16 protein-coding genes and 1 tRNA gene are annotated in these 19,276 nt (G+C 68.9%); 12 read left to right on the top strand and 5 right to left on the bottom strand.

Annotated features, from left to right (window positions below):
- The first annotated feature begins 73 nt into the window (after positions 1-73).
- Complete coding sequence (locus ACVBD7_RS07465) at positions 74-838, top strand: hypothetical protein (protein WP_458096858.1); 765 nt, start codon at positions 74-76, stop codon at positions 836-838.
- Positions 839-854: 16 nt separating this feature from the next.
- On the opposite strand, the gene recG is transcribed toward ACVBD7_RS07465, so the two are convergent.
- Entirely contained in the window at positions 855-2,942 is a 2,088-nt protein-coding gene (recG, locus tag ACVBD7_RS07470) for an ATP-dependent DNA helicase RecG (protein WP_458096859.1), read from the bottom strand.
- A gap of 137 nt (positions 2,943-3,079) precedes the next feature.
- On the opposite strand from recG, the gene ACVBD7_RS07475 reads away from it, so the two are divergent.
- Genes ACVBD7_RS07475 through ACVBD7_RS07485 form a run of 3 tightly spaced genes read left to right on the top strand, consistent with a single transcriptional unit; the run spans position 3,080 to position 8,609 of the window.
- Positions 3,080-3,400: an FAD assembly factor SdhE gene (locus tag ACVBD7_RS07475; protein ID WP_458096860.1), complete on the top strand. Its 321-nt coding sequence runs from the start codon at positions 3,080-3,082 to the stop codon at positions 3,398-3,400.
- A complete protein-coding gene (gene mfd / locus ACVBD7_RS07480; RefSeq protein ID WP_458096861.1) occupies positions 3,401-6,874 on the top strand; it encodes a transcription-repair coupling factor in 3,474 nt (1,157 codons plus the stop codon).
- A 52-nt stretch (positions 6,875-6,926) separates the two neighbouring features.
- Positions 6,927-8,609: a solute carrier family 23 protein gene (locus tag ACVBD7_RS07485; RefSeq protein ID WP_458096862.1), complete on the top strand. Its 1,683-nt coding sequence runs from the start codon at positions 6,927-6,929 to the stop codon at positions 8,607-8,609.
- Between the two features lie 7 nt (positions 8,610-8,616).
- Here the strand turns inward: ACVBD7_RS07485 and ACVBD7_RS07490 are convergent, their stop codons facing one another.
- The 4 genes from ACVBD7_RS07490 to ACVBD7_RS07505 form a co-directional block, all read right to left on the bottom strand.
- Positions 8,617-9,327: a DUF1194 domain-containing protein gene (locus ACVBD7_RS07490; protein WP_458096863.1), complete on the bottom strand. Its 711-nt coding sequence runs from the start codon at positions 9,325-9,327 to the stop codon at positions 8,617-8,619.
- Complete coding sequence (locus tag ACVBD7_RS07495) at positions 9,324-9,977, bottom strand: DsbA family oxidoreductase (protein ID WP_458096864.1); 654 nt, start codon at positions 9,975-9,977, stop codon at positions 9,324-9,326. Before ACVBD7_RS07495 ends, ACVBD7_RS07490 begins: the two co-directional genes overlap by 4 nt.
- 158 nt (positions 9,978-10,135) lie before the next feature.
- Positions 10,136-10,852, bottom strand: coding sequence for an endonuclease III domain-containing protein (locus ACVBD7_RS07500; RefSeq protein WP_458096865.1), 717 nt, complete (start codon positions 10,850-10,852; stop codon positions 10,136-10,138).
- A gap of 37 nt (positions 10,853-10,889) precedes the next feature.
- Positions 10,890-10,979: transfer RNA gene (locus ACVBD7_RS07505), tRNA-Ser, on the bottom strand.
- A gap of 179 nt (positions 10,980-11,158) precedes the next feature.
- Here ACVBD7_RS07505 and ACVBD7_RS07510 point away from each other — a divergent pair.
- The 8 genes from ACVBD7_RS07510 to ACVBD7_RS07545 all read left to right on the top strand — a co-directional run bounded on the left by ACVBD7_RS07510 (position 11,159) and on the right by ACVBD7_RS07545 (position 19,254).
- Entirely contained in the window at positions 11,159-12,133 is a 975-nt protein-coding gene (locus tag ACVBD7_RS07510) for a lytic murein transglycosylase (protein ID WP_458096866.1), read from the top strand.
- A complete protein-coding gene (locus ACVBD7_RS07515) occupies positions 12,130-13,044 on the top strand; it encodes an RlpA-like double-psi beta-barrel domain-containing protein (RefSeq protein WP_458096867.1) in 915 nt (304 codons plus the stop codon). The genes ACVBD7_RS07510 and ACVBD7_RS07515 overlap by 4 nt, the downstream gene beginning before the upstream one ends.
- 158 nt (positions 13,045-13,202) lie before the next feature.
- Complete coding sequence (locus ACVBD7_RS07520; RefSeq protein ID WP_458096868.1) at positions 13,203-14,417, top strand: D-alanyl-D-alanine carboxypeptidase family protein; 1,215 nt, start codon at positions 13,203-13,205, stop codon at positions 14,415-14,417.
- Positions 14,410-15,066, top strand: coding sequence for a dTMP kinase (tmk, locus tag ACVBD7_RS07525; RefSeq protein WP_458096869.1), 657 nt, complete (start codon positions 14,410-14,412; stop codon positions 15,064-15,066). Before ACVBD7_RS07520 ends, tmk begins: the two co-directional genes overlap by 8 nt.
- Positions 15,063-16,079 (top strand): DNA polymerase III subunit delta', encoded by a 1,017-nt coding sequence (locus ACVBD7_RS07530; protein ID WP_458096870.1) that lies wholly within the window; start codon positions 15,063-15,065, stop codon positions 16,077-16,079. Before tmk ends, ACVBD7_RS07530 begins: the two co-directional genes overlap by 4 nt.
- A 46-nt stretch (positions 16,080-16,125) precedes the next feature.
- Positions 16,126-17,682 (top strand): methionine--tRNA ligase, encoded by a 1,557-nt coding sequence (gene metG / locus ACVBD7_RS07535; RefSeq protein WP_458096871.1) that lies wholly within the window; start codon positions 16,126-16,128, stop codon positions 17,680-17,682.
- Positions 17,682-18,455 (top strand): TatD family hydrolase, encoded by a 774-nt coding sequence (locus ACVBD7_RS07540; protein ID WP_458096872.1) that lies wholly within the window; start codon positions 17,682-17,684, stop codon positions 18,453-18,455. The genes metG and ACVBD7_RS07540 overlap by 1 nt, the downstream gene beginning before the upstream one ends.
- A 13-nt stretch (positions 18,456-18,468) precedes the next feature.
- The gene (locus tag ACVBD7_RS07545) at positions 18,469-19,254 is read left to right on the top strand and encodes an MBL fold metallo-hydrolase (RefSeq protein ID WP_458097659.1); all 786 of its coding nucleotides are present in this window, start codon (positions 18,469-18,471) and stop codon (positions 19,252-19,254) included.
- The last annotated feature ends 22 nt before the right edge of the window (positions 19,255-19,276 follow it).

The raw sequence follows: 19,276 nt of genomic DNA on the forward strand, positions 1-19,276 counted from the left end.
ACGAATCCCTTTCAGGTGGCGCTGCGGCCAACGTAGGGTGCCGCGCGCCCAACGGGGCGGGGAGGCAGTGCGCTTGAGATTTCCAATCAGCATCGGCTCGCGGGCGCAGAAGTCGGCCGCGAACTTGCCGGTCGCAGACGTGTCGGACACGAGCCGGATCGTGATCAGCTTCAACAACGCGAATGGCGGGCACCTCTTCGCCCACTGGATCCGCAACGAGCTGATGAAGGGGCTGAACTACTTCGCGCAAAACTCGGTCTATCTGGACAACGTCGCAGCCCGGAACAACTTCTCCAGTGGCGGGGCGATGCATCACAATGGCCTGGGCGGCCCCGGGCAGGGCTACTGGGAGGACCCCCGGTTCAAGCAGGCCATGGACAGCGGCGTGCCGCTCATCGGGCCCAACCGGGCCGGCGGGCCGAACTACGCGACCATCGGCGGCATGCACACGCGATGGGAGGAGATGTGGACGGGGGCCCTCCGGACCTCGAAGGTGCTCATCCAGCTCCAGACGCAGGATTATCTCGACGCCTCCAAGAAGGAGGTCTCGCCTTGCGCGCGGGAGCTGGGGCGGATCAATGCGGCACTGGCCTCTGGCTCGATCAATGTCCTGGCGCTGCGGTTCGGCGACATCCCGGAGGCGGCGATCAATCTGAGCCGGGGGGCGCAGACGACCTCCATGCTCGTCAGCAAAGTTCATCTCGGCATGGGAGGCGGCGGGTCTACCCTTGGCCAGAATAGTGCGGGCCAGACCGGAAGCGCCTTCGAGGGCGCCTACAAGCTGAGCCCAACGGATCTCCAGCGCGTCCTGGACTTCTGCAGGAGCAAGGGATGCTGAGGGCCGGGCTGGCCCGCTAGCCCGCGCCGAGGGTCCGTAGGCTCGTGTCGTGCTGAAACAGCGCGAGAAGAAGGCGGGCGGCGCGTCCGCGTTCCGAGAGAAACAGGTCGGGATCCTTCTGCAGAAGCAGCTCGGCCTCCTGATGGGCGGGCCGGATGAGTCCGCCATGGCGTTGCGGATCGGCGATCCGGCGGCCGATCTGGCCCGCCTGGCGCGTGCCGAGCGCGTCCCCGCCGCCGCGCTGGTCCAGATCGGCGTCGGCGATGAGGAAGCCGTCCTCGGTATCCCGGATGACGGAAAGCCGGCGCTTCTCGCCCTCCATCAGCTCCGATGAGGGCAGGAGCAGGCAGTAGGACTGGGCGCTGCCGCGACCAACGCGCCCGCGCAGCTGGTGCAGGGCGGAAAGGCCGAAGCGCTCGGCCTGCTCGATGATCATGATGGTGGCCTCGGGCACGTCCACCCCCACCTCCACCACGGTCGTCGCGACCAGCAGTTGCGCGCGGCCGGCGGCGAAATCGCCCAGCGCGGCCTCGCGCACATCAAGGCTCTGCGCACCATGGGCGAGGCGGACGGTCTCGCCGAACACCTCTTTCAGCTGAGCGAAGGTGGTCTCGGCGGCCACGTTGTCATGCGCCTCGCCGTCCTCGATGGCTCTGACCACCCAGTAAGCGCGGTTGCCCGAGGCGAAGGCGCGGCGGAGTGCAGCCAACACTTCGTCCCGTCGGTCGCGGGAGACGATGCGGGTGACGATCGGCTTGCGCCCGGCCGGGCGGCCCTCAAGGCGGGACACGGCCATCTCACCCCACTGCGTGAGGAGCAGGGTTCGAGGGATCGGGGTGGCTGTCATCACGAGTACGTCGGTCTCGGTGCCCTTCTCCGTCAACATCAGGCGCTGGGCCACGCCGAAGCGGTGCTGCTCGTCCACCACCACCAGGGCAAGGTCGCGGAACTGCACGCCTTCCTGGAACAAGGCGTGGGTGCCGACCACGAGGGGGAGAGAGCCGTCAGCGAGGCGGCGCAGCACGCGGGTGCGCTCCTTGCCCTTCACGCTGCCGGCGAGGAGAGCGCATTCGACCCCGGCCGCGCCGGCCAGGCGCTGAAAGGTGCGCAGGTGCTGACGGGCGAGAAGTTCGGTCGGCGCCATAATCGCGGCCTGGGCGCCCGCCTCGACGGCCCGAAGCATCGCCATCAGCGCCACCAGCGTCTTGCCGCTGCCGACATCGCCCTGAAGCAGGCGCAGCATCCGGCGCGGCGCGGCGAGGTCATGGTCGATCTCGGCCACTGCCTGCGACTGCGCCGGGGTCGGATCATGACCGAAGGCAGCCAGTGCCCGGTCACGAAGCGCGCCATCTCCGTGCAGGGCTCTGCCAGGGCGTTGCAGCACGGCACGCCGGACGAGGCCGATGGCGATCTGGCCTGCCAGCAGCTCGTCATAAGCCAAGCGGTCTGTCACCTCTGGAGCGGGGACGGACTCCGGGGCCTGGAGGGTGCGAAGCGCCTCGCTGAAGCCCGGCCACCGGCGGCGCCGGAGATGGGCCGAGTCCTGCCATTCCGGCAGGGCCGGCAACCGGGCGAGGGCGCCCGCCATCGCCTTTTGTACGTCCTTCGGCCCCAATCCCTTCACCAGCGGCCAGACGGGCTGGATGGCGGGAATGTCGTCCGGGGGCGAGACGAAATCCGGCGCGTCCATCTGCCAGCGCGGGCCGTAGCGGCGCACCCGGCCGGAGACGGTGCGGGCGGCGCCCTCGGGGAAGGCACGGTGCAGCCAGGGCCCCACCCATTTGGCCCGGAGGAAATAGACGAGGTCGATCATCGCCCGCTCGCTCAAGGCCTTCACCACCCAGGGCTGGGACGGATTGCGGGGTGCGGTCACCTGCTCGACCAGCAGAGGAACAGTGGCGATGTCGCCATCCGCCGCATCGGCCAGGCGGGTCACCCGGCGTCGGTCCAGGTAGCGCTCGGGCAGATGGAAGAGCAGATCGAGCACGCGAGGCCCGGCCGCATCGGCCAGGTGGCGCGCCCGGCCGGCGGCCTCCGGTAGGTTTTCCAAAGGGGCAAGCAGGGGCGCGATCACGGCAGGCCCCAGCGCTCCGGGCGCGGCCATGGCGGAGCGCGCTTCCTGGCCAGGGGGGACAGGCGGCGTGGCGTCGGGGAGGAGAGGATGGTCGGGCTGGGCTGGCATGATCTGGCGCGGGGGTTATATGGCACGCCACGAACAGATGCCGAACGGGGCGCGCACGCATGACTGACGAGCCGGACGAACTCTCCCCACGGCGGCGGCGTTTGCTGTTCCGTGCCCGCCATCGCGGCACGAAGGAGACGGATCTGCTGATCGGGGGATTCGTGTCGGACCGGATCGCGTCCTTTTCCGAGGTGGAACTCGACGCGGTCGAGGAACTGCTGGAACTGCAGGATGTCGATCTCACCGACTGGCTCTCCGGCCGGCGGGCGGTCCCCGAGGAGCTGCGCTCCCCGATGATGCTGCGCCTGATGGAGGCCAGCGCCGCGCCGGGGGCAGGGATCCCCGAGGAGATGCGCGACAGGGCGGAACGGAAGGGCTGAATGGCAGGTTTGGACGTTTACGGCGCACCCGAGGGGTATGACGGGCTTCTCGTCGCCCGGCGGCGGGCGGAGGAGCAGGGGGCGGTTCTGCATGTGTGCCGGGACGATGCCCGGATGCAGCGCATGGCCGATGCCCTGGCCTTCCTGGCGCCAGACGCGGAGGTTCTGACCTTTCCGGCCTGGGACTGCCTTCCCTATGACCGGGTATCGCCGAATCCAGAGATCACTGCGGAGCGCGTGGCGACGCTTACGCGGTTGATGGAGGACGGGAAGCGCCCCCGGATCGTGCTGACGACGGTGAATGCGCTCGTCCAGAAGGTGCCGCCCCGCGCGATTTTCGCCGGTGCCACCATGCGGCTGGCCAAGGGCGGGCGGACCGATCCGGAGGCGCTGACGGCCTTCCTGGAAGCCAATGGCTACGGCCGGGCGGGCACGGTGATGGAGCCTGGCGAATACGCGGTGCGCGGCGGCATTATCGACCTGTATCCGGCCGGCGAACCGGATCCCGTGCGGCTGGACCTGTTCGGCGACGAGATCGAGAGCATTCGCCGTTTCGACACGGGCACCCAGCGCAGCGGCGAGGCTCTGGCTGAGCTGTGGCTGCGGCCGATGGGCGAGGTGTTCCTCGACCGCGAATCGATTACCCGCTTCCGGACGGAATACCGGGATCTGTTCGGCCCGGCGGCGGGGGACGATCCGCTTTACGTCAGCGTTTCGGCCGGGCGGCGGCACCCTGGCATGGAGCATTGGGCCGGGCTGTTCCATCAAGAGATGGAGACGCTGCTCGACTATCTCGGCGCGGCCTCGACCAGCCTGGACCACCAGGTGGAGGACTCGCTTGAGTCGCGCCTGGAGATGATCGCTGACCATTACGAGGCGCGCCGGCTGCCGCCGCGCGAAGGGGAAGTGCCCTACCGCCCCGCGCCGCCGAGCCGGCTCTATCTGGATCGGCGCGGGTGGGACCGGATGCTCTCCGGCGGGCCGCTTCTGCGCTTCAATCCCTTTGGCAAGCCCGACGGATCCGAGGGGCTCGAGGCTGGCGGGCGCCAGGGACGGCTTTTTACCGAGGTGCGGCAGGCCGGGGCCAACGTCTTCCAGGCCTTCCACGAACATGCCCGCGCCATGGCTGGGCAGGGGCGGCGAACGGTGCTGGCTGGCTGGACCCGCGGCTCCCGCGACCGGCTCGCCAACCTGCTGCGCGAGGCCCATGTGCCGATCCAGGCGGTCGAGGACTGGCCGGGAGTGCGGAAGCTGGCGCCCGGCGTCGTCGGGCTGGCGGTCTGGGGGCTGGAGCGCGGCTTCATCGGCGCCCCGGGGGGCGATGGCGAGCCAGGCATCTCGGTCACTGGCGAGCAGGATCTGCTGGGCGATCGCATCGCGCGTCCGCCCCGGCGCCGCAAGCGAGCGGACCAGTTCATCGCGGATGCGACGGAGATCGAGCAGGGCGACCTCGTCGTCCATATCGACCACGGGATCGGTCGCTATGACGGCTTGCAGACCCTGGACGCCGGCGGGGCGCCGCATGACTGCCTCCGGCTGATCTATGACGGCGGGGACAAGCTGTACCTGCCGGTCGAGAACATCGAGGTGCTCACGCGCTTCGGCAGTGATTCCGCCGGCGTTGCGCTGGACAAGCTTGGCGGCGTTTCCTGGCAGAACCGGAAGGCCAAGGCGAAGTCCCGCATCCAGGACATGGCCGCGCAGCTGATCCGCACCGCAGCCGAGCGCCAGACAAAGGAAGGGGTGATGGCCACCCCGCCCGAGGGCGCCTGGGACGAGTTCTGCGCGCGCTTCCCCTTCGCCGAAACGGACGACCAGCTCCGCGCCATCTCCGACATCCTGGAGGACCTCTCCGCCGGCAAGCCGATGGATCGGCTCATCTGCGGCGATGTGGGTTTCGGCAAGACGGAAGTGGCACTGCGCGCTGCTTTCGTGGTGGCGATGACGGGCGCCCAGGTGGCGGTAGTGGTGCCGACCACGCTGCTGTCGCGCCAGCATTTTCGCACTTTCGCCGCGCGCTTCGAGGGTCTGCCAATCAAGGTCGGCCAGCTCTCACGTATGGCGACGCCAAAGGAGCAGGCGGCGGTTAAGGCAGGGCTGAAGGACGGCACCGTCAACATCGTCGTCGGCACCCATGCGGTGCTGGCCAAGGGCGTGGAGTTCGCAGATCTCGGCCTCGTCATCGTGGACGAGGAGCAGCATTTTGGTGTGGCCCACAAGGAGCGGCTGAAGTCGCTTAAGGCCGATGTTCATGTGCTGACGCTCACTGCCACGCCCATCCCGCGCACCTTGCAGCTGGCGCTTTCCGGTGTGCGGGAGATGAGCGTGATCGCGACGCCGCCGGTGGACCGGCTGGCCGTGCGTACCTTCATTATGCCCTGGGATTCCGTGGTGATCCGCGAGGCCATCCAGCGCGAGCGCTTCCGCGGCGGGCAGGTGTTCTGCGTGGTTCCCCGCCTGGAGGACCTGCCGAAGGTCACTACGCGGCTGTCGGAGATCGTGCCCGAGGTCCGTATCGCGCAGGCCCATGGGCGGCTGACGCCGACTGAGCTGGAACGGGTGATGACGGAGTTCGGCGACGGCAAGTACGACGTGCTGCTCTCCACCAACATCGTTGAATCCGGGCTCGACATGCCCGCGGTGAACACGCTGCTGATCCACCGGGCCGACATGTTCGGCCTGGCCGGGCTGTACCAGCTGCGCGGGCGCGTCGGGCGCGGGAAGCAGCGCGGCTACGCCTACCTTACCTGGCCCCAGTCGCACCGTCTGTCCTCCGCCGCGCAGAAGCGGCTGGAGGTGATGCAGACGCTCGACAACCTGGGCGCCGGCTTCACCCTCGCCTCCCACGACCTCGACATCCGCGGCGCGGGCAATCTGCTGGGTGACGAGCAGTCCGGCCATGTCCGTGAGGTCGGCATCGAGCTGTACCAGCAGATGCTGGAGGACGCGGTGCAGGACATCCGCAACCGCCAGCGGAGCAAGGGCGCCCCGCGCGGCGAGGCGCCGGATCGGGAGTGGACGCCCAATATCAATCTCGGCCTGCCTGTCCTCATCCCTGAGGACTATGTGCGCGACCTTCCCGTGCGGCTGGGCCTCTACCGCCGCATCGGCGGGCTGGCGAGCGAGGCGGAGATGGAGGCGATGGCTGCCGAACTGGCCGACCGCTTCGGCGCCATTCCGGAAGAGGTGGAGAACCTGCTGCAGGTGGTCTCCATCAAACGGATGTGCCGGGAAGCCGGGGTCGAGAAGCTGGACGCGGGCCCCAAGGGCGTGGTGCTGGCCTTCCGCCGCAACCAGTTCTCCAACCCGGGCGGACTGGTGGCCTGGGTGGGCGCCCAAAAGGGCGGGGTGAAGCTTCGGCCGGATCACAAGCTGGCCGTGGTCAGGGAGATGGAGTTGGCGCAGCGCGTGAAGGTGGCGCGGGAGATCCTTCAGGCCCTGTTGCGGGTGGCGGGGGAGGCGAAGGCCGCCTGACGGCCTTGCCCGATCGCGCTGCCGCGGCGAGGCTGCGCGCAGGGAGATCGGGATGTCGGATCGCAAGGCGGGAGGGTCATGGGGGCTGGACTCCCGGCCGCCCTGGTGGATTGTGCTCGGTGCCTGCCTTCAGCATGCCGGCATCATGTCCGTCACCCTCGTCTTCCCGCTGCTGGTGGCGGAGGCGGCCGGCTCGGATCAGGTACTGACCGCGCGCTACCTCGACCTGGCCATGCTGGCGATGGGGTTAGGCACGTTGCTGCAGGTCTGGGGCCAGTGGGGGATCGGCTCGGGCTTCCTCATTCCGGCGGTTTTCACCGCGGCCTATGTGCCGCCGGCTCTGCTGGCGGCGCGGATGGGCGGGCTGGGCGCCGTCGCGGCCATGACGCTGACGGCCGGCCTTGCGGAGATCCTTCTCGCGACACAGATCCGGCGCCTGCGAGCCTTCGTGCCCGCGGAGGTGATGGGGCTGGTGGTGCTGCTGATCGGCGTCATCCTCGGGCTCCTCGGCTTCCGGCTGATGCTGGGTATCGGGCGTGGTGCCGGGCCCGACTCGCTTGCAGCGCTCATCGGCGGCCTAGTTGCGTTGGGTGTTGTGCTGTCCGTCGCGGTTTGGGGCGGCGCGCGACTGCGTCCCCTGGCTGCACTCTGCGGGCTGCTGGCCGGCACGGCGCTGACCTTCCTGCTGGAAGGGGTAGAGGGGCATGCCGCCGGGCCAACGCCCGTGGACTGGCACCTGATTACTTGGCCGCTTGTTCTGCCGGAGTTTGGGAATTGGTCCCTGATGCCCGGCTTTCTCATGGGGGCGCTGGCCTGCCTGGCCCGTGCTTCTGGAGACATCGTCACCGCGCAACGTGCGAATGACCCGCGGTGGACGGCACCGGATTTTGCCAGCATCCGGCGGGGTACCATCGCGGATGGCACGGCCACGGCCCTGGCCGGGGTGCTGGGGGTACCCGGCCTCAACACCTATTCGGCCAGCATCGGCCTTTCGGTCGCGACGGGAATCCTGGCGCGGCGAGTAGGGCTCGCCGTCGGGCTGCTCTGGTGCGCGCTCGCCCTACTCCCCGGGACGGCCGGGCTGCTGCTGGCCATTCCGCGCAGTGTGCTCGGCGCCACGCTGCTCTTCTCGGCCGCCTTCATCGTCACCGCAGGCATGGGCATCATTGCCCAACGGCTGCTGGATGCTCGGCGGACGGCTACCATCGGCCTGGCCTTCATCCTCGGCCTTTCTTACGATTTGGTGCCACAGTTCTATGCTCGTATGCCGGAATGGCTGGGCGGGGTGATTGGATCCTCGCTCGTGCTGGCGCTGCTGGCGGCGCTGGCCATGAATGCGCTGTTCCGGCTGGGCACGGCGGCCCGCGCAAGGCTGGTCTGGGCACCGGAACAGGGCGCGGCCGCGCTCTCGGGCTTCGTGCTGGAGCAGGGTGGGCGATGGGGCGCCCTGGCCGGGGTGGTTCAGGGTGCCGCCGACACGCTGGAGGAGTTCGGCGCCGCAGCCGAGGGGCTTGTGGAGCCCGGCACCGGCGTGGAGGCGGAGGCACGCTGGGACGAGCTGGCGGTGCATATTCGCCTGCGCTGGAGCGGCCGGGGGTTGCCGCCGCCGGGCACGACCCTCGCCGAGGATCCAGTGGCGCTCGCGGCCGTGCTGCTGCGGCACCGGGCGCGCGGCTTGGCCGAGGCGACGCTGCCAGATGGACGGCAGGAGCTGCGCCTGCGCTTCGAAGCTTGAGGGCAGGTCAGCCCGTGCGTGACGGGAGGACAGGAAGCCCGGCAATCTCGCGAATCAGCTTCGCCCGCATCGCCCGGGCGAAGTCGGCGCGGGTGTCAGCGGTCATCACGAAGGCACCGTCGCCCGCAATCACCGTCTCTTCATAGACGTGGGTGAGGCCGGGCCGGCCGCCCTCGATTGCAAGCGCGTTCACGGTGATGCCCTGAGCAGCAGCCGCTTGGCGGGCAATCTCGACCGGATTGATGCCGCGCATGTCCGGCGCATCGCCGGAGATGTCGATCACGCGCGCCGTCGCTGCCCAGGGCGCTGAGGCGATGAGGGCCGCGGCATGGTCCACGGCGTCGCCGATGGCGTTCCAGGACTGGCGCGAGCGCGGCGCTTCGACCACAGCACGGGCGAGCGTTCCGGCGGAGGACGCGCCCGAGACGCGGTGCCAGCCCACCACCGTTGCGGCCCCGCCGGGCGCTCCCCATTCGACCAGCGCCACGGCGATCGCGGCGCGCGGGCCGGCGCCGACCGCGGAGAGTACGGCGGGATGGGTCAGGGCCTCGGCGCAGCCCTCGCGCTGAAGGCGGAACTCGTCGGCGTCAATGCTGCCCGAGGCGTCTATGGCCAGCATCAGCAACAGGTCCACTCCCGCCTCCTGCGCCGATGCCCCACTGCCCGCCAGCATCGCGGGCGGGAGGAGGATCGCGCTGCGGCGGGGCAGGGAGGTCACGAGGCTTCGACCAGGGCCACGTCCAGTAGGCGCTGCAGCACCTCCGGCTCCTGCGCTCCGGCGATGGCGTGGCGGCCGGCGATGACGAAGCAGGGGACGCCGTTTATGCCCAGGCGGTGGGCACGGAGGTTCTCGGCCGTCACGGCCTCCACCTCCTGCTCCCCGGCGAGGAACCGCCGGGCAGCCGCGCGATCCAGGCCGACGGACCCGGCGATGCCAGCCAGCGTGGCGTGGTCTGCGATATCCAACCCCTCGGCGAAGTGAGCGAGGAAGAGGCGGTCCACCATCTCCTCGGCCGCCCCACGACGTGCGGCCAAGCGCACGAGGCGGTGGGCATCCAGGGAGGGGGGGGTGCGGTGGATGAGGTCAAAACGGAAGGGTACGCCCTCGGCGCGGCCCATCTCAGCCAGGGTCGCGTGCAGGCGGCGGGTGCGGTCTGCGCCACCAGGGCGCCGGGCAAAGGGGTCGCGGCCGGCGGCGGGCTGTTCCGGGTTGAGCAGGAAGGGGCGCCACATCAGCTCGGGCGCGAGCTCCGGGCGGGCGCGCAGGGCGCGACGCAGGCGGCGCGTGCCGAGGAAGCACCAGGGGCAGACGAGGTCGAAAACCACCTCGATGGGAAGCCGGGCGCGGGGCGGGGAAAGCGCGTTCACCGGCGAAGCTTAGCGCCGCCACCCCGAGGCAGGCCAGGGTTCTCGCAACCCTTCGGATTGCGGGCTTCGGACGATCCGCCAGCCGGGGCCATTAGAACGTTGGTGCGCGCGCGAATTACGTCGCGGAAACGCTTCGACCTCTCCTACGGCGCTGATGCTCAGCGGGCTGTAGTTACGCCGACCTGCTGGCACATTTCGAGAAGCATGCAGGTTGAGCAGCGCGGCCGGTCTGCGGTGCAGACGAACTTGCCGAAAGGTACCAGCCTTTCGTTGATCTCGATCCAGTAGCGGCGGGGCAGGACGGCTTCCAGCGCCGCCATGCTGCGGTCCGGGGAAGAGGCGGCGACAATTCCCCATCGATTGGTGATGCGGTGGACGTGGATATCCACCGCGATGGCCGGGTGGTCGAAAGCGACGCCGAGGGTGAGGGCCGCGATCTTCGGGCCGACGCCGTGGAAGGCGGTCAGACCATCCATCGTGTCCGGCACCTGCCCTTCATGTTCCTCTGCGATGCAACGGGAGAAGGCGAGGATGTCGCGCGCCTTGGGTTCGGGGAAGGTGGCGCCGTGCAGCAGTTCGATGAGCCGTGACTCGTCGAGCGAGGCCATCTGCGCGGGGGTACGGGCGACGGCGAAGAGGCGGAGGCAGACGGGAGTCGTGGTCTCGTCCCGTGTGCGGGCGGAGATGAGGCTGGCGACAAGCTGCTCGAAAGGGCTGCCATGGCCGCGGTCTCGCAGGTCGAACATCGCGGCTTTCGGGTGCTCAGCCAACATAAGGCGTAGGCGGCGGAACGCCTCGTCGTAGTCGAAGGCGATCTTGTCGAGACGGGGGTCTCCACCCGTGTGACGGGCGGCGGACGTTTGGGGGGCAGCCATATGAAGGGAACGCACGGGGTGTGGCCAGGCTGCGGGCTGGCGGACAGGGTGGGATTCGAACCCACGGTGGGCTTGCACCCACGCCGGTTTTCAAGACCGGAGCAATCGACCGCTCTGCCACCTGTCCGAAGGCCGCCGGGTTACACCGGAGAGGGCCAAAGGGGAACCTCGGCTTGCGGTTCCGGCCGTTCGGAAGGCCGTTTCTCGTCCCGTCAACGGGATGGGACGGGGCGCGATCCGAACAAGTTGCTTTCGGTCGCAACCACTCCGTTGCCCCGGGCCGCAGGAAATGGCACCTCTCCGCCCATGAACCGCCCCGGCCGCCGGTCCGTCCTCCTCCTCCCCGCCCTCGCGCTGGCACGGCCCGCGCTGGCGCAGCAGGGCAGCTTCGAGGGGTTCCTCGAAGGCGTGCGCGCCGATGCCCGGCGAGCGGGGGTCTCTGCCGCTACATTGCAGCGCGCCTTCCAGGGCGTGCGGCCGGTCGATCGCGTGATCGAGCTGGACCGGCGCCAGGCCGAAACCACGCTGACCTGGGACCAGTATCGGGACCGTATCGTCAGCCAGACGCGGATCGACAACGGCCGGCGTGCCTATGCCGAGCAGCGCGCGCTCCTTCAGTCCCTGGAAGGCCGGTACCGCGTTCCCGGTCGCTTCATGGTGGCGATCTGGGGAATGGAGACGAATTACGGCCAGAACACTGGCGGCTTTGGGGTGATCGAAGCGCTGGCCACGCTGGCCTGGGAAGGGCGGCGTGCCAGCTTCTTCCGCGGTGAGCTGATGTCCGCGCTGCGCATCCTTGATGCCGGGCATATTACGCCGGAGCGCATGCGCGGGTCCTGGGCCGGCGCCATGGGGCATCCCCAGTTCATGCCGAGCAGCTTCGAGCGCCTGGCGGTGGACGCTGATGGCGACGGGCGCAAGGACATCTGGGATAGCCGGGCGGATGCGCTCGGCTCCATAGCCAACTATCTCGGCCGCTCCGGCTGGCGGGAGGACGAGCGCTGGGGCCGGGAGGTGGTGCTGCCGGCCGGCTTCGACCCCTCTCAGGCGACGAGGGAGAATGTGCGGCCGCTGCGTGACTGGGCGCGGCAGGGCTTCACATTTACGGACGGCACGCCGGTTCCGGCATTGGACATGACGGGCGCGGTGATCGCGCCGGGCGCATCCTCGGGCAGTCTGCAGGCCTTTCTGGTCTACCAGAACTTCAACGTGATCCGCCGCTACAACCCCTCCAACTTCTACGCCCTGGCGGTCGGCATGCTGTCCGACCGCGTCGCGTGAGGCGCGCTGCCGCCCTTCTCGGCTCCCTTCTCTTCGGCGGGGCTCTGCTTTCGGGGTGCAAGGCGCCCGAGCCGCCGGTGCCGGCTGGCGAGGCGCGCTACAGCGTCGGCGAGCCATACCGCCTACGCGACCTTTGGTTCTACCCGCGCGAGGATTTCGGGCTGGTCGAGACCGGTCTCGCCTCAGTTGCGGGTGACCCCCGGGCTGGGCGGCGCACGCCGAATGGGGAGGTTCATGACCCCGCGACACTGATGGCGGCGCATCGCACGTTGCAACTTCCGGCCGTGGTGACGGTGACCAACCTTGAGAACGGACGCGCGCTCGCGGTCCGGGTGAATGACCGCGGCCCTGCCGATCCGGGGCGGGTGATCGAACTGTCCCGGCGAGCGGCCGAGCTGCTGGGCGTCACGCTGGGGCGACCTGCGCAGGTTCGCGTGGCGGTAGAGGGCGAGTCCTCCCGCGCGCTGGCGGGCGGATTGCCGGCGGCCGAGGGCAGTCGGCCGGTGATAGAGGCCGCGCCCACTGGGACGGTGGAGCGGGAGGCGCTTGCGCCCATTGCTGGGGCGCGCCAGGCCGAGCGGGTGCGGGAGGCCCGCGGCCCGATAATCCAGGCCGCCGCTTCCGCCCTGTCACGCTCAGCGCCGCCGGTGGTGTTGCCGGAGCGGGTGACCCAGGGTCCAGCCATGCCGGGGCAACTCATGGTGCAGGGCAGCAGCTTCGGAGGACGAGCGGCGGCGCAGCGCCAAGCCTCGCGGCTCGGCAGCGGGGCGCGTATCGAGGCTTTCGGCCCGCCCTCGCGCCCGGAGTGGCGGGTCCGGCTCGGGCCATTCGCCACGACGGTCGAGGCGGACCGGGCCTTGGAGGGCGCGATCCGCGCCGGCGTGACCGAGGCGCGGATCGTCATCGACTAGGGCGAATTCCGTTCACACGGGCCTCGGGAGAATGCTCTAGCTTGTTGTTGAAGCGCGGATTCAAGCCTGGGGGAGGTTCCGCCATCAGGCGATCCGCTCTAGGACGGCCCGGCACCGCCGCTTTGGCGCGGGGGCCGCGGAAAACGGGGGGCATGGGGATGCCGAAGCGTCGGGATGTGATCGGGGCCGCAGCCCTGATTGGCGTTGCGGGCGGAGTTTCGGGAGAGGCGCTCGCGCAGGCGCGAAGCCAGCAGCGGCCCGCCCGTGCGCCCGCCGCGCCGGTGGGTTCCCCGGCCACCACGCCGCTCGGGCCGGTGGACACCGTGGCCCGCCAGGCGCTGATCATCGACGCCGATACGGGCGCCGTTCTTCTCGAGAAGAATGCCGAGGAGCGGATGCCGCCCTCCTCCATGTCCAAGCTGATGACGATGTATGTCGTCTTCGACCTGCTGAAGCAGGGCCGGCTGACCATGGAGCAGGAACTACCCGTCAGCGAGCGCGCCTGGCGCATGGGCGGCAGCAAAATGTTTGTCCAGATCGGCAATCAGGTGAAGGTTTCCGACCTGATCCGGGGCGTGATCATCCAGTCCGGCAATGATGCCTGTATCGTGCTGGCAGAGGGAATCTCTGGCAGCGAGACTCAATTTGCCGAGCTGCTGAACGAGTACGGCAAGCGGATCGGGCTGACCTCCAGCTCCTTCCGGAACGCGACCGGCTGGCCCGATCCCGAGCACCGCATGACCTGCCGCGACCTGGCCACCCTGGCGCAGCACATCGTTAACGACTTTCCCGAATACTTCCGGATCTATTCCGAGCGCAGCTTCCGCTGGAACGACATCAATCAGGAGAATCGCAACCCGCTGCTCGGGCGTGTGGCCGGGGCGGACGGGCTGAAGACCGGCCACACCGAGGATGCGGGCTATGGCCTGACCGGCACGGCCAAGCGCGGCGATCGGCGGCTGATCCTGGTCATCAACGGGCTGAACTCCATGGCCCAGCGCCGGGAGGAATCCGAGCGGCTGATGGAATGGGGCTTCCGCGAGTTCGAGAATGTGGCCCTGTTCCGCGCCTCGGACACGATCGAGGAAGCGCCCGTCTATCTCGGCGAGAAGCTGCACGTGCCTCTCGTGGGCGGGCGCGACGTGGTGCTGACGCTGCCGCGGCAGTGGCGACGGAACCTGCAGGTGAAGCTGCGCTACGACAGCCCGGTGCCCGCACCGGTCGCCAAGGGGCAGGAACTTGGCAAGTTGGAGGTGTCCGGTGCCGGCGTCCCGCCGATGACCGTTCCGCTTCTGGCCGGTGCTGATGTTGCCAAGCTCGGGCTGATCCCGCGCATCCCGGCGGTGCTGGGGCGGCTGGTCGGCGGTGCCTGAGCCGCGCCCGGCCCTCGGGCGCGGTCGGTTCATCACGCTGGAAGGCGGGGAGGGGGCGGGAAAGACCACCCTGTCCCGGGCCCTTGCCGCGTCACTTGCCGCATTGGGCATTCCCGTTCTGCGCACGCGAGAGCCGGGCGGCGCGCCGGGGGCTGAGGCCGTGCGGCGGCTGATCCTGGGCGAGGCCGGCTTTCCCGGGCCTTGGGACCCGACCGCCGAGGCGATGCTGCATTTCACGGCGCGGCGGGAGCATGTGGCGAGAACCATCGCACCTGCGCTGGACGCCGGAATTTGGGTGATTTGCGACCGGTTCGCCGACAGCACCCTGGCCTATCAGGGTGCCGGGCAGGGGCTGTCACGAGAAGTTTGGGAACGGCTCTGTGACCTGGCGCTCGGCACGTTGCGGCCGGAGCTGACTCTGGTGCTCGATCTGGCGGTGGAGCGCGGCATGGGCCGGGCGCTCGCGCGCGGGGATGCCAATCGGTACGAGATGCAGGGCGCAGACTTTCACGCCCGGGTGCGCGATGCCTTCCTCGCGATCGCGGCCGCGGAACCAGGGCGCTGCGCGGTGTTGGACGCGACGCAGTCAGCGGCCGAGGTGCTGTCCCAGGCGCTTGCGACCGTGCAGGACCGCCTGGGGGCCGCATGAGCCTTCCACCGGAACCACGCGCTAACCCCGCCCTGTTCGGGCATGACCATGGGGCCGCTGCGTTGCGCGATTCCGCGCTGTCAGGGCGGATGCATCATGGCTGGATGTTGACGGGTCCGCTGGGCGTGGGAAAGGCGACGCTCGCTTGGCGCTATGCGCGCTGGATGCTTGCGGGGATGCCTCAAAATGCGCCGGCCAATGAGGCACCGCTTTTCGTGCAGCCGGCAGACCCGCTTTTCTCTCGTGTGGCGGCGGGTGCCCATGCCGACTTGCGGGCGTTGATCCCCGGCACGGGCGAGAAGGGCAAGAAGGTCATCATCCGTGTGGAGGAGGTGCGGGAGCTGACGCGCTTCCTCGCCCTGACCCCGGCCGAGGGTGGCTGGCGCGTGGTCGTGATCGAGGAGTTGGAGGCAATGAACGAGCAGGCGCAGAACGCCCTGCTCAAGACGCTGGAGGAGCCGCCGCCGCGCGCCGTGCTGGTCCTGACCGCCTCTGCGCCTGACCGGCTGCTGCCGACCATCCGAAGCCGGGTGCGGCGGCTGGATCTGTTTCCGCTTGAGGACGGGTTGATGGACGGGGTGCTGGCCGGCTGGCTTCCCGACCTGGCCGGCGACGAGCGTGCAGCGCTCGCGCGGCTGGCGGGCGGCAGCCCCGGGCGGGCCCTAGGCCTTGCCGAGGGTGAGGGCCTGGCCATGGCGCGCGAGGTGGAGGGATTTCTGGCCCGCCTGCCGCGGCCGGACCCTCGGGAGTTGCATGCTCTAGCCGACCGGCTGGCCTCCAAGCGGGACGGCAGCGCCTTCATGACCTTCTTCGCGCTGCTGCGGGATGCGATCGCGGGCGCGCTGCGGCGGGCCGGACGAGGGCAGGGCGCAGCACCCTGGATGGAGGGGCGCGGCCTTGCCGACTGGGCAGGGCTGTGGGACATGCTCGGCCGGCTGGCCGACGAGACCGACACACTCAACCTGGACCGCAAACAGGCGGTGCTGACCGGTCTCTCGCGGCTCTCGGTATAGCGGGGGCCGGATTGCGCCGGCTGGGATCTTGGCGCGGGACGGTGCGATGAGCGAGGCCAACAGGCTTGCCGGCGGGAAGCGGTTCTTCCTGACGACTCCGATCTATTACCTGAACGGCCAGCCCCATATCGGCCATGCCTACACCTCCATCGCCACCGATGTGCTCGCGCGCTGGAAGCGGCTGGCGGGGGACGAGGTGTTCTTCCTGACCGGCACCGACGAGCACGGGCAGAAGGTGGAGCAGGCCGCGGTGGCCGCAGGCGTTTCGCCGCAGGACTTTACTGACGGCCTAGCAGCCGACTTCCGGTCCATGGCCGAGAGGATCGGTGTCTCCTTTGACGACTTCATCCGCACGACGGAGGAGCGCCACAAGCGATCCTGCCAGGCGCTGTGGGAGAAGCTGGCGGAGGGTGGGCACATCTATCTCGGCCACTACGAGGGTTGGTATGCGGTGCGGGACGAGGCCTTCTACGGCCCCGACGAGATCGAGGAGCGCGACGGCAAGAAGGTGGCCATCGCCTCCGGCGCCCCGGTCGAGTGGACGCGCGAGCCCTCCTATTTCTTCCGGCTCTCGGCCTGGGGCGACAGGCTGCTGGAGTTCTACGAGGCCAACCCGGATTTCATGGCGCCCGCGAGCACGAAGCGGGAGGTCACATCCTTTGTGAAGGCGGGGCTGCAGGATCTCTCTATCTCTCGCACCTCCTTCAAATGGGGCGTGCCGGTGCCGGGGGACGAGGCGCATGTGATGTATGTCTGGCTCGATGCGCTGACGAACTACATTACCGCGCTCGGCTATCCAGATACCTCGGCAGAGAAATGGGGCTTCTGGCCGGCCGATGTGCATATGGTCGGCAAGGAGATCACGCGCTTCCACTGTGTGTACTGGCCGGCCTTCCTGATGGCAGCCGATCTGGCCCCGCCGAAGCGGGTGTTTGCGAATGGCTGGCTGACGATCGAGGGGCAGAAGATGTCCAAGTCCCTCGGCAATGGGCTGGACCCGCTGGCGCTCGCCGATGAGTTCGGCCTGGATCCACTGCGCTACTACCTCCTGCGCGAGGTCCCTTTCGGCAATGACGGTGACTTCTCCCGCCGGGCAGTGATCGGGCGCCTGAACAGTGAATTGGCGAACGACCTGGGCAACCTGGCGCAGCGCACCCTGTCGCTGATTCAGCGCAACTGTGAGGGCCGGCTGCCCGCCCTCACGGCGCCCACGGATGCGGATCGCGAGTTGCTCGGCCCGGCCGAGGCGCTACCGGCGCAGGTGGACGAGGCGGTCTCCCGCCAAGCCTTCGGCGAGGCGCTGGAGCGGATCTGGGTCTTGGTTCGGCTGGGCAATTCCTGGATCGACGCACAGAAGCCCTGGTCCCTGAAGAAAACCGATCCCGAGCGGATGGCCGTGGTGCTGCGCAGCTTGCACACCGCAATGCGCGCTCTGGCGACGGTGCTGCAGCCCTTCATGCCCGGGACGATGGGCGCGATGCTGGACCAGCTCGGGGTAGGGCAGGGGGCGCGCACCCTTTCGGACTTGGCGACTCCCCTGGCTGACGGCACTGCACTGCCGCCGCCCGCGCCACTGTTCCGCAAGATCGACGAGGCGGCCTGATGCTGGTCGATAGCCACTGCCACCTCGACTACTTCTCCCAGGAGGAGGTCGAGGCGGTGATTGGGCGTGCCGTCGAGGCCGGAGTTGGCCGGATGGTCACGATCGGCGTGCGAATGGAGCAGGCTGCGCAGGTGAAGGCGCTGGCGGAACGCTTTCCTGAGGTCTGGGGCACGGTCGGCGTGCATCCGCAGAATGTGGGCGAGGCATCCGTGCCCGAGGTCGAGGAGATCGTGGTCCTGGCGGACCACCCGCGGATTGTCGGGATCGGCGAGTCGGGGCTGGACTATTTCTACGACAAGGCACCACGCGAGGTGCAACAGGAAAGCTTCCGCCGGCATATCCGGGCCTGCCAGCGCACGGGACTACCACTGGCTATTCATGCGCGGGATGCCGATGACGACATTGCGGCCATCCTAGCCGAGGAGCGCGAGGCCGGAGGCGACTTCCCCGTGCTTCTGCACTGTTTCTCCTCAACGCGTGCGCTCGCCGAGAGGGTGGTGGCCGACGGCGGGTATGTCTCGCTTTCCGGGATCCTGACCTTTCCAAAGAGTGAGGAGCTGCGGAGCATCGTGGCCGATCTGCCAGAGGACCGGTTGCTGGTGGAGACTGACAGCCCTTACCTAGCCCCCGTGCCTTTACGCGGGAAACGCAACGAACCCGCGCTGGTGGCGCACACGGCCGCTATGCTGGCGCGGGTGCGCGGCTGGGACATCGCCAAAGTGGGCGAGATCACGACGCAGAACTTCGAACGCCTTTTCAGCCGGTGCAGGTAGGGCGTTGTCTTCGTTGAAAGTCACAGTCCTGGGGTGCGGCGGGTCTGGCGGCGTGCCGTTGCTCGGCGGGGCGGATCATCGTGGGGCTTGGGGCGCATGTGACCCCGTGGAACCTCGCAACCGTCGGACGCGGTCAAGCATCGTTATCCAGGCTGTTGATGGTACAACACTTCTCGTAGATGCGGGGCCAGACCTGCGGACCCAGCTGCTGGCGAACGGCATCGGGCGGATCGACGCGGTGCTGCTCACCCACGCTCATGCGGATCATGTGCTGGGGATAGATGAGCTGCGGATCATGAACCGGATCATGGGTCAGCAGCTGCCGCTTTACGCCACCCCAAGGACCCTGGCCGAGGTGACCCGGCGTTTCGACTACGCGTTTCGTCCGCCAACCCCGGGCTTTTTTAGGCCGTCGCTACAGGAGATTCCTGTGGAGCCGGGTGAGGTTGTGAACATTGCCGGGTTCGCGGTTCGGCTGTTTTCCCAGGATCACAGGGTTATGGAGACGCTCGGGCTCCGGATCGGCAATTTCGGCTACTCGACAGACGTCGTGGAGATGCCGGAACCCGGGTTCGATGCGCTGGCCGGCGTGCAGGATTGGGTCGTCGGCTGCTTCCAGCGAGCGCCGCATCCGGTGCATGCCCATGTGGAGAAGGCAGTTGCCTGGTCGGGGCGCATTGGGGCGCGGCGGACGGTGCTGACCCATATGGGACCGGACCTCGACTGGCAGTGGATGCAGGACACTCTGCCCGAAGGCGTGGAACCGGGATTTGATGGGATGGTGCTGGAAACAGCGTAACATGGTCCGTTTTTACATAATC

Source organism: Roseomonas sp. WA12 (assembly GCF_054165765.1).

Bases quoted from the DNA above. Each gene is read 5' to 3' on its own strand.
- recG (WP_458096859.1), bottom strand. From the start codon at position 2,942: ATGGCCGCGCCCGGAGCGCTGGGGCCTGCCGTGATCGCGCCCCTGCTT.
- ACVBD7_RS07475 (WP_458096860.1), top strand. From the start codon at position 3,080: ATGACTGACGAGCCGGACGAACTCTCCCCACGGCGGCGGCGTTTGCTG.
- mfd (WP_458096861.1), top strand. From the start codon at position 3,401: ATGGCAGGTTTGGACGTTTACGGCGCACCCGAGGGGTATGACGGGCTT.
- ACVBD7_RS07485 (WP_458096862.1), top strand. From the start codon at position 6,927: ATGTCGGATCGCAAGGCGGGAGGGTCATGGGGGCTGGACTCCCGGCCG.
- ACVBD7_RS07500 (WP_458096865.1), bottom strand. From the start codon at position 10,852: ATGGCTGCCCCCCAAACGTCCGCCGCCCGTCACACGGGTGGAGACCCC.
- ACVBD7_RS07510 (WP_458096866.1), top strand. From the start codon at position 11,159: ATGAACCGCCCCGGCCGCCGGTCCGTCCTCCTCCTCCCCGCCCTCGCG.
- ACVBD7_RS07520 (WP_458096868.1), top strand. From the start codon at position 13,203: ATGCCGAAGCGTCGGGATGTGATCGGGGCCGCAGCCCTGATTGGCGTT.
- ACVBD7_RS07530 (WP_458096870.1), top strand. From the start codon at position 15,063: ATGAGCCTTCCACCGGAACCACGCGCTAACCCCGCCCTGTTCGGGCAT.
- metG (WP_458096871.1), top strand. From the start codon at position 16,126: ATGAGCGAGGCCAACAGGCTTGCCGGCGGGAAGCGGTTCTTCCTGACG.
- ACVBD7_RS07540 (WP_458096872.1), top strand. From the start codon at position 17,682: ATGCTGGTCGATAGCCACTGCCACCTCGACTACTTCTCCCAGGAGGAG.